This window comes from Pantoea sp. R102, assembly GCF_004916815.1.
GTDB lineage: Bacteria > Pseudomonadota > Gammaproteobacteria > Enterobacterales > Enterobacteriaceae > Pantoea > Pantoea dispersa.
This window is the reverse complement of record NZ_SDFT01000202.1, coordinates 1-9,602: the sequence shown is the minus strand read 5'-3', so window position 1 is coordinate 9,602 and position 9,602 is coordinate 1. Positions and strand designations below refer to the sequence as shown.

The 9,602-nt window shown below is 61.7% G+C and carries 11 protein-coding genes and 1 pseudogene; 1 reads left to right on the top strand and 11 read right to left on the bottom strand.

Going from position 1 to position 9,602, the window contains the following annotated elements:
- Nucleotides 1-306 (top strand): annotated as a pseudogene (locus ERD80_RS19060) (response regulator); the annotation flags it as partial.
- Here ERD80_RS19060 and phnE (ERD80_RS19055) read toward each other — a convergent pair.
- The 11 genes from phnE (ERD80_RS19055) to ERD80_RS19005 form a co-directional block, all read right to left on the bottom strand.
- Nucleotides 260-1,144, bottom strand: coding sequence for a phosphonate ABC transporter, permease protein PhnE (gene phnE / locus ERD80_RS19055; protein ID WP_136548083.1), 885 nt, complete (start codon nt 1,142-1,144; stop codon nt 260-262). The pseudogene ERD80_RS19060 and the gene phnE (ERD80_RS19055) overlap by 47 nt on opposite strands.
- Nucleotides 1,141-2,004 carry a phosphonate ABC transporter, permease protein PhnE gene (gene phnE, locus ERD80_RS19050; RefSeq protein ID WP_136548081.1) on the bottom strand — a complete coding sequence of 288 codons (864 nt, stop codon included), beginning with the start codon at nt 2,002-2,004 and terminating at the stop codon, nt 1,141-1,143. The genes phnE (ERD80_RS19055) and phnE (ERD80_RS19050) overlap by 4 nt, the downstream gene beginning before the upstream one ends.
- Before the next feature lie 324 nt (nt 2,005-2,328).
- Nucleotides 2,329-3,258, bottom strand: coding sequence for a phosphonate ABC transporter substrate-binding protein (phnD, locus tag ERD80_RS19045; RefSeq protein ID WP_136548079.1), 930 nt, complete (start codon nt 3,256-3,258; stop codon nt 2,329-2,331).
- A 26-nt stretch (nt 3,259-3,284) separates the two neighbouring features.
- Entirely contained in the window at nt 3,285-4,112 is an 828-nt protein-coding gene (gene phnC / locus ERD80_RS19040) for a phosphonate ABC transporter ATP-binding protein (protein WP_021509805.1), read from the bottom strand.
- Nucleotides 4,113-4,192: 80 nt separating this feature from the next.
- Nucleotides 4,193-4,963 carry a phosphonate metabolism protein PhnP gene (gene phnP, locus ERD80_RS19035; RefSeq protein WP_136548077.1) on the bottom strand — a complete coding sequence of 257 codons (771 nt, stop codon included), beginning with the start codon at nt 4,961-4,963 and terminating at the stop codon, nt 4,193-4,195.
- The gene (gene phnN / locus ERD80_RS19030) at nt 4,960-5,496 is read right to left on the bottom strand and encodes a ribose 1,5-bisphosphokinase (protein ID WP_104188816.1); all 537 of its coding nucleotides are present in this window, start codon (nt 5,494-5,496) and stop codon (nt 4,960-4,962) included. The genes phnP and phnN overlap by 4 nt, the downstream gene beginning before the upstream one ends.
- The gene (phnM, locus tag ERD80_RS19025; protein WP_125310057.1) at nt 5,496-6,632 is read right to left on the bottom strand and encodes an alpha-D-ribose 1-methylphosphonate 5-triphosphate diphosphatase; all 1,137 of its coding nucleotides are present in this window, start codon (nt 6,630-6,632) and stop codon (nt 5,496-5,498) included. Before phnM ends, phnN begins: the two co-directional genes overlap by 1 nt.
- Nucleotides 6,629-7,333 carry a phosphonate C-P lyase system protein PhnL gene (gene phnL / locus ERD80_RS19020; protein ID WP_021509801.1) on the bottom strand — a complete coding sequence of 235 codons (705 nt, stop codon included), beginning with the start codon at nt 7,331-7,333 and terminating at the stop codon, nt 6,629-6,631. The genes phnM and phnL overlap by 4 nt, the downstream gene beginning before the upstream one ends.
- A 167-nt stretch (nt 7,334-7,500) precedes the next feature.
- Complete coding sequence (phnK, locus tag ERD80_RS19015; RefSeq protein ID WP_136548075.1) at nt 7,501-8,262, bottom strand: phosphonate C-P lyase system protein PhnK; 762 nt, start codon at nt 8,260-8,262, stop codon at nt 7,501-7,503.
- Nucleotides 8,252-9,100, bottom strand: coding sequence for an alpha-D-ribose 1-methylphosphonate 5-phosphate C-P-lyase PhnJ (locus ERD80_RS19010; RefSeq protein WP_021509799.1), 849 nt, complete (start codon nt 9,098-9,100; stop codon nt 8,252-8,254). The genes phnK and ERD80_RS19010 overlap by 11 nt, the downstream gene beginning before the upstream one ends.
- Nucleotides 9,093-9,602 (bottom strand): carbon-phosphorus lyase complex subunit PhnI (locus ERD80_RS19005; RefSeq protein ID WP_168926296.1); only part of this gene is annotated, 510 nt, incomplete at its 5' end. The genes ERD80_RS19005 and ERD80_RS19010, both read right to left, overlap by 8 nt.

Genomic DNA, 9,602 nt, shown 5'->3' with positions numbered 1-9,602 from the left:
AGCGCGCTGACGCTGCTGCGCCAGACGCCGGATATCGATCTGCTGATCAGTGACCTGATGCTGCCGGGCGCCCTGAACGGTGCGGATGTGATTCGTCAGGCGCAGCAGCAGTGGCCACAGCTGGCCACCCTGCTGATCAGCGGTCAGGATCTGCGCCAGACGCCGGTGACGCTACCGCTGTGTGAACGGCTGGCGAAACCCTGGCAGCAGGCGCAGCTGGTGCAAACGCTGGAGCGCGCCTGGCAGCGCAGCGAACGGCTCAGTCGCGCACGGCAGGCTGCCACAGCGGCACCCCTTTCCCGGTGATGTAGCGTTTACGCAGCCGGCTGGAGATGGCGTCCATCACCATCACGACTACCACCAGAATCACGGTCAGGAACATCACCACATCCCAGTTCCACAGGCGCATGTTTTCGGCGTAAACCAGCCCGACGCCACCGGCGCCGACAAAGCCCAGCACCGCCGCCGAGCGGGTGTTGGACTCAATCTGATACAGACTCAGCGCGAGAAAGGTGGGAAACGATTGGGTAAAAATGCCGTAACGGTGTTTTTGCAGGCTGTTGGCCCCCACTGCGCTCAGGCCGCGACTGGGTGAGCGTTCAACCGCTTCATGCCCTTCGGCATACAGCTTGCCCAGCAGGCCGATGTCCTGCATCACAATCGCCAGCACCCCGGCCAGCGGCCCCATGCCTACCGCCCGCACGAAGATCAATCCCCAGATGGCCATGTCAATGCCACGCAGCACATCCAGCAGCCGGCGCACCAGCAGCGATATCGGCCGCGTCAGCGGATCGTGCATCACATTGCGCGCCGCCAGAAAGGAGACCGGCAGCGCGATGACGGTGGCGGTGAGCGTGCCGGCAAACACGATAGCCAGCGTGATGCCGACCTGCGAGAAATAGTAGCCAAACGGCCAGTTGACGAAATCCTGCCAGACGAACATGCGCAGGAAATAGCGTCCGAGCTGCTGGCAGCCGATGACAAAGCGCTGCCAGTCGATGCCGAACACGCTGAAGAAGAACAGATAGTAGAGCACCAGCGCCAGCGCAATCAGCGCGATGCGGCGCAGATAACGGTTTTGCGCGGCAAACAGTGCAGCGTGCTGCTGTTTCAGTTTCGCCACGTCGGGCGCTAAGGCGATCATTTTACGTCTCCTTCAACCACACGGCGGCGCAGCCAGCCGGATAGCGTATCCAGCAGCGACACCACCACGATGATCAGCAGCAGCGTCATGCTGACCTGATCGTAGCGATCCAGTTTGATGTTGGTCATCAGCTCCTGACCGATGCCGCCCGCGCCCACCAGCCCGAGGATGGTGGAGGAGCGGAAATTAATTTCCAGCCGCATAAAGCTGTAGGAGAGAAAGGTCGGTTTCACCTGCGGCCAGAAGGCGAAGCGCATACGCTGCAGCTTGCTGGCACCACAGGCGGCGAGACCGCGCACCGGTTTGTCGGAGGCGCTCTCAATCGATTCGTAGAACAGTTTGGTCAGACTGCCGATGGTGTGCAGCGCCAGCGCCAGAAAGCCGGGGATGGCACCGATGCCGAACGCCATCACGAACATTACCGCCCACGCGAGTTCCGGCATGGTGCGCAGGAAGGCAACAAAGGCGCGAATCGCCATGCGCAGGCTGCGCGGTGTCTGGGTGTTATCAGCGGCGAAAAACGCCAGCACGGCGGCGATCAGCACTGCAATCAGGGTGGAGGACAGCGCCAGCTGCAGGGTTTCCCAGATCAGCGGCAGCTGAAAGTGCAGACGATAGCCCCAGTAAGCCAGCGAACCTTCGGTTTTAACGTCCGCGAACAGCAGCGGCAGGTGCAGCACCGGCAGCGTCGCGCCGATGTAGTCAAAGAAGTGAGGCAGCGATTGCCAGACCGTGACCAGGTTGAATTCCGCAACGTTGCCGGCCGCGATATAAAGCGCCACCAGCAGCAGCGACCACAGCAGCGTGTCGCGCTTTTGCTGGCGGCGGATACGTTGGTAGTAGTGTTCGAAATCGGTCAAGGGAGAGATCCTTTGTTGATGGCGAGGGATTGCCCTCACCCTAACCCTCTCCCGCCAGCGGGAGAGGGAATTGTCCGGCAGAATGATGCAGGCTCGTGCGGCCCCCTTTACTGCCAGCGGCGAGGGAATTGTCCGGTAAACAATGCCGGCTCGTGCGGCCCCCTCTCCATACCAGCGGCGAGGGAATTGTCCGGTAAACAATGCCGGCACGTGCGTCCCCCTCTCCCGCCAGCGGCGAGGGAATTGTCCGGTAGCTCGTGCGGCCCCCTCTCCCCCCGGGAGAGGGCTGGGGTGAGGGAAATACCGCACATAGCCACCCGCTCGTTACCCGCGTGCACCCTTCATCAGGTCGCGCTTCATATCGATGATATTCTGGTAATCCGCGACGCTGGCGGCGCCGATGTGCTGGGCACCGCCCACCGCTTTAACAAAGCAGCTGTGATCTTCTTTATCCAGCTTTTTGATCGCGGCCACCACTTTCGCTTTGAAGTCAGCGGGCAGGTTATTACTCACCAGAATCGGGCCGTTAGGAATCAGCGGCGACTGCCAGATGATGCGGATCTGCTTCATCAGATCCGGGTGATCCATACGAATCAGACGACCAAAGGCCCCCGAGGTATAACCACTGTTGTAATCGCCAATCAGCGACGTCCAGGTCACCGCGCCGTCGAACTGGCCATTCAGCACGCCGAGGATGTCCTGCTCGTGGCCACCGGAAAACGTCACGCTGGAGAAGGTATTGTTGTACTTATCATCCACCGTACCGCCAAACTCTTTCTTAAAGGCCTGATTGGGCATCAGGAAGCCGGAGGTGGAATCCGGATCGGCCATGCCAAACGATTTACCTTTCAGATCTTCCAGCTTCTTATACTGGCTGTCGGCTTTGACGATCACCACCGAGTGGTAGCCTTTCGAGCCATCTTTGTCGTCCACCACGATACCGACGATATCCACGGCCTTCGGGTTTTGCAGATAGACCGAGGCATAAGAGGCCGGCGACATGCTCAGCACCATATCGATCTTATTGCCCAGCAGCCCCTGAATCACGCCGGCATAGTCAGACGAGTTGCGCAGCTGCGTATCCACGCCCAGCTCTTTATCGAAGAAGGTTTTCACACACTGGTTATCGCCAATCTGCTGGGTGGCGTTCTGCCCGCCCAGAATTCCCAGGTTCAGCTGTTTCGGTGCATCCGCTGCGTTGACGCCAAAAGCCATCAGAGCGCCTGTCAGTAAAGCTAAAGCAGTCAGTTTCATTGTGAGATTTTCTCTTGCCGTGGGAGTTAGTGGAGCTGGTTAATTTCGTCGCCGTACAGCGCATGCAGCAGGCTGTCGGTCAACTGAGCGGGATGGCCGTCAAACAGCACTTTGCCGCGCTGGATGCCGATCACCCGGGTGCAATACTGCTGCACCAGTTCAATCGAGTGCAGGTTGACCATCACGCTGATGCCCTGCTCGCTCACCTGGCGCAGCACATCCATGATGCGTTTGGTATTTTTGGGATCGAGCGAGGCCACCGGCTCGTCGGCCAGCAGGATTTTCGGGCGCTGCATCAGCGCGCGGCAGATGGCGACGCGCTGCATCTGGCCGCCGGACAGATTCTCCGCCCGCTGCAGCGCCTGCGGCAGCATGTTCATCCACTGCAGCAGTTCAATGGCCTGCGCACGGTCGGTGTCGGAGAAGATTTTGAAAAAGGATTTCAGCGTTGAGGTCTGGCTGAGCCGGCCCAGCAGCACATTGGTCAGCACGTCGAGGCGCGGCACCAGGCAGAAGTCCTGAAAGATCATGCCGCACTCGCTGCGCCATTCGCGCATCTGCCGGCTGTTGAGCGTCACCACATCGCGGTCCGCCTCGCCGTGACGCATGCTGAGAATCGCGCCTTCGCTGCTGGCAATGGTGCCGTTCAGCATATGCAGCAGGGTCGATTTGCCTGCGCCCGAGCGGCCGATTACCGCCACCAGCTCGCCCGCATGCAGATCGAAACTGACATCATCCAGCACGCGGTTATCACCGAAGGCTTTGCACAGCCCCTGCACCGACAGCACCTTGTCGCCATGGCGCTGGGCAGGATGTGCATTGTCGACGACGGTTTTGAGTAGTGCCTGTGCCATGTTGCGCTCCATCTCTTCTGAGGTGTTGATTGCCCGTTATTACGGACACTGGCGATGAAGGTCTGATGACAGAACCATGATTAAACGGTGACAGCGTCGCGCAAACCGACAGCAATCTGCTGGCCATCGAACGGTACGCTGACGTTTTCCGGTAACCCATTGTCCAGCAACCAGTTATCCATCTCATGTGACAGGTGCACCAGCCATGCCTGGCGCGGAGCCAGCCGGGCCACGATGTCCAGTGCGCGGGTAACGTCGTTGTGATTACCCACCGCGGCGCGCGGCGCATCGTTACAATCGATCACCAGCTGATCGAGCGGCTGGCCCTGCAGGAAATCGGCGGTGTCCGGTGGCAAACCACAGGTGTCGCACAGCCACGCCAGCCGCGTGCCATGCCAGTCGAACAGGTAGCCGTAAGTCAGCCGCGAATGCTGCAGTGGTAGCGCCGTCACCTGCAGGGTGCCGAAGCTGTGCGCGACAAAAGGCGTCAGCGCCGGGCGAAACGCCAGCAGGCCGGGATGCTTAAACAGATCGTCGCAGCCCTTTTCATCCGGTGGCGCCCACACCGGAATCGACGCGCCCCGGCCCCAGCGCAGACTGAACAGGCCGGCCACGTGATCCATGTGGAAATGCGTCAGCAGAATGCGGCTCAGCTCACCGGGCTGGAAGCGCTGATGCAGATCGGGCAGACCGGCATCGAGCAGGATGCGCTCGCGACCGGTGTCGATCAGCGCGCTGGTGGCGTGACGCGCATAGCGTGGCTGCTGCCGGGCGCGTTCACAGGCGCGACAGTCGCAGCCGAACAGCGGCGCGGCCTGCACGCCGCCCGTACCGAGAAAGGTCAGATTCATGGCGGATGCTCCAGTAACTGGCGCAGCTGATGGAGCGTGTCGATCAGCGCGCCGTCGTTGTTGAGCGCGTGGCAGTGGGCAGGCAGCGGTTCTGCTGCGCGCGCCAGCCGTCGCTGAATGTCAGCTTCACTTTCGCGCCCGCGCTGGCGCAGCCGTGCCGCCAGCACGGCCGGCGAGACCTGCAGTACCAGCGGCAGCAACTGCTCGCCGTAGTGCTGGCGCACGACTGGCAGATGCAGACGTGAACCGTTGACCAGCACGTTGAGACCGCGCGCCAGCCAGTGGTCAATCTCCTCGCCGAGCGCGTAGCTCAGGCCGTGTGCGCGCCAGCTGATGGCGAACAGGCCGAGCGCTTCCCGCCGGCGGAATTCGGCTTCGCTCAGCGCTACGTGGTTTTCACCGCCGGCATCGGCCGGCCGCGTGATATAGCGATGGGCGATCACCAGTTTGTCCGGCGGTGCTTCCCGCAACGCGTTCAGCAGGCTGTCTTTGCCCGAGCCAGACGGTCCGGTCAGCCAGATGAGGCGCGCCATCAGAACACCTGCCTGCCCTGCGACCAGACGTGACGAATATGCACATGGCCGTGATCGGTGTGCGCCAGCACCAGATCGGCGCGCAGCCCTTCGGCAATCGTGCCGCGATCGTGCAGGCCAATCGCCTGTGCCGGATTGCGCGTGACCAGCGCCGCCGCCTGCGGTAGCGTCAGCGCATTACGCTCGTCGGCCACCAGGCGGAATACCGCATCCAGCAGGCTGGCCGGGTAGTAATCCGACGAAAGAATATCCAGCAGGCCGTGGCTGGCCAGCTGCCACGCCGCGACATTGCCGGAGTGCGATCCGCCGCGCACGATATTGGGCGCACCCATCAGCACCCGCATGCCGCATTCGCGTGAGGCGCGAGCCGCTTCCAGCGTGGTGGGAAACTCGGCAATGGCGCTGCCTACCGCGTGTGACTCCGCGACGTGCGCCGCCGTGGCATCATCGTGGCTGGCAACCGGAATACCGCGCGCCTGGCACAGGCCAGCGATGGCGTTGCGGTTCGGCGTGGAGAATTCGGCAGCCAGCGCCAGCTGTTCGCGCTCAAACTGATCCATCTGCTCATCGTTAAGCTGATATTTGCCCTGATAGTAGGTGCGGTACATCTCCAGCGACGCATACTGGCGCTGGCCGGGTGAATGATCCATCAGTGACACCAGCGACAGCTCCGGGGTGCTCATCAGCGCTTCAAACAGCGGCAGCGTGGTGTGGTGCGGCAGCTCACAGCGCAGGTGCAGCTGGTGGTCGGCGCGGTTGATGCCCTTGCGGTTGCTGTCCTGAATCGCCGTAATCATTTTGCTCAGGTTTTCGAGGCGATGACCGCCGTCGCGCACGTCACCGACGCCGATGGCGTCCAGCACCGTGGTGATGCCGCTGGCGACCATCAGTGCATCGTGGCTACTCATCGCCGAATGCGCTGGCCAGTCGACTTTGGGCCGTGGCGTAAAGAATTTATCGAGGTTGTCGGTATGCAGCTCGACCAGCCCCGGCAGCAAAAACGCGTTCCCGCCGTCCAGCGCGCCTGGCTGCTGACTGCCGCTGTCGCTGAAGCTGGCGATCCGGTCGCCGCGCATCTCCAGCGATCCGCTGACGACCTCATTTTCCAGCACCAGCCGGACATTATTCACGATCATGCCTGTTCTCCTGTGTGCAGCGGCTGCATGACGTGCAGGCGGTCGGCCACCCGGGCGCGCACCGCTTCGTCATGGAAAATACCTACGATAGCGGCGCCGCGGGCGCGCGCCTGTTCAATCAGCTCCACCACCGCCGCGCTGTTAGCGCTGTCGAGTGACGCCGTGGGTTCATCCAGCAGCAGCACCGGATAGTCAGCGATAAAGCCGCGTGCGATGTTGACGCGCTGCTGTTCCCCGCCGGAGAAGGTCGAGGGGGCCAGCGACCACAGGCGCTGCGGCACGTTAAGACGCGTCAGCAGTTCGCGGGCGCGCTGTTCACAGCGGGCGCGTTCGACGCCGCGCTCCAGCAGCGGCTGCATGACGATCTCCAGCGTCGGTACGCGCGGAATCACGCGCAGAAACTGGCTGACCCAGCCGACGGTGTCACGGCGGATCGCCAGCATCTGACGCGCCGGTGCCTGTGCCAGATCGACCCACTGGCCGTGATGCTGCAGCCAGATGTGACCGCTGTTGGCCTGATAGTTACCGTACAGCGCACGCAGCAGCGTGGATTTACCGCTGCCGGAGCGCCCGTGCAGCACCACGCATTCGCCGGCGGCCACCTCAAGGCTGGCGTGCTGCAGCACCGGCAGCTCGGCGCTGTTCTGGTTGTGCAGCACAAAGGTTTTGCTGAGATTCTCTACGCGCAAAATGGGTTGCATGTTGATGTCCTGATAATGATTCGTGCAGCCGCACGTAACCGTAGCGGCGCGATTTATCGCGCATTTAACAGCAACGCTCGCTGTTCAACTGGGCGCAATAAATTGCGCCGCTACGATTGGTGCACACCTCATGAGTAGGGCGCATTAATGCGCACCGCCAGCGTGTTCTATGCCAGCACCGATGAAACCAGCAGCTGGGTGTACGGATGGTGCGGATCGTCAAGTACCCGGTCGGTGAGTCCGCTCTCCACCACTTTGCCCTGCTTCATTACCAGCAGGCGGTGCGCCAGCAGACGCGCGACGCCCAGATCGTGGGTGACGATAATCACCGCCAGATTCAGTTCGCGTACCAGCGTGCGCAGCAGATCCAGCAGGCGCGCCTGCACCGAGACATCCAGCCCGCCGGTCGGCTCATCCATAAACACCAGCGTCGGCTGCGTCACCAGGTTGCGTGCAATCTGCAAACGCTGCTGCATGCCGCCGGAAAAGGTGGTGGGCAGATCGTCGATGCGGTTGGCCGGAATTTCGACGTCCTGCAGCCAGCGCAGCGCCTCGTTGCGGATGTCGCCGTAATGACGCTGTCCAATCGCCATCAGACGCTCACCAATATTGCCGCCCGCCGTCACCTGCGGACGCAGACCATCCAGCGGATGCTGATGCACCACGCCCCACTCGGTGCGCAGTAACCGCCGGCGCTCGCTCTCGCTGAGCTGATACAGATCGCGGCCGCGGTAAAGAATGTTGCCCTGCTGGGGCGCCAGACGCGCCGACAGGCTGCGCAGCAGCGTGGTTTTCCCCGAGCCGGATTCACCGACAATCCCCAGCACCTCTCCGGGATAGAGCGCAAAACTGACGTCTTCAAAACCTTTGCCCGGCGCGTAGAGGTGCGTCAGGTTATGGACCGCGAGCAGCGGCTGTTCACTGTGCATGCTGTTGTTCCTGCTGCTGGTGGCAAAAATCGGTATCGGAGCAGACAAACATGCGCGTACCGGCATCATCCATCACCACTTCGTCGAGATAGCTGTGGCGCGAACCGCACAGCGCACAGGGTTGTTCCCAGCTCTGCACGCTGAACGGGTGATCGTCGAAATCAAGACTTTCCACTTTGGTGTAGGGCGGCAGCGCATAAATGCGTTTTTCACGTCCGGCACCAAACAATTGCAGTGCCGGCATCATGTGCATCTTCGGGTTGTCGAATTTGGGAATCGGCGATGGATCCATCACATAGCGATCGTTAACCTTCACCGGATAGGCATAGGTGGTGGCGATATGGCCGTAGCGGGCGATATCTTCATACAGCTTGACCTGCATGATGCCGTACTCCTCCAGCGCGTGCATGGTGCGGGTTTCCGTCTCACGCGGCTCAATAAAGCGCAGCGGCTCCGGGATCGGCACCTGGAAAATCAGCACCTGATCCTCTTCAAGCGGCGTCTCCGGAATGCGGTGCCGCGTCTGGATCAGCGTGGCGTCTTTGGTGGCTTCGGTGGTTGCCGCCCCGCTGACGCGCTGGAAGAAGCGCCGGATAGAGACCGCGTTGGTGGTGTCATCCGCGCCCTGATCGATCACTTTCAGCACGTCGCTGTCGCCTATAATGCTGGCGGTGATCTGGATGCCGCCGGTGCCCCAGCCATACGGCATCGGCATTTCGCGGCCGGCAAACGGCACCTGATAGCCAGGGATCGCGACCGCTTTCAGAATGGCGCGGCGGATGGTGCGTTTGGTCTGCTCATCCAGGTAGCCGTTGTTGTAGCCGGTTAACTCACTCATCATTCTGCTCCTGATGCTGTTGGCGCAGCCGCTGCAGCAGCTCCAGCTCCGCCTGGAAATCCACGTAGTGCGGCAGTTTCAGATGCGAGACAAAGCCGGCGGCTTCGACGTTATCGGCGTGCGACAGCACGAACTCTTCGTCCTGTGCCGGCCCGGCAATGCGCTCCTGATACTCGGGTGCCTGCAGCGCACGGTCCACCAGCGCCATCGCCATCGCCTTACGCTCTGCGCGTCCGAACACCAGACCATAGCCGCGGGTAAAGTGCGGCGCGCTGTCGCCCTGGGTGGTGAAGCCGTTGACCATTTCGCATTCGGTCAGCAGGATCTCGCCAATTTCAATCTCAAAACCCAGCTCTTCGGGGCAGATCGACACGCTGAGATAGCCGGTGCGGATTTCACCGGCAAACGGATGGTTGCGGCCATAGCCGCGCTGGGTCGAATAGCCAAGCGCCAGCAGAAACCCTTCGTCGCCGCGCACCAGCTGCTGTAAGCGGGCAGCGCG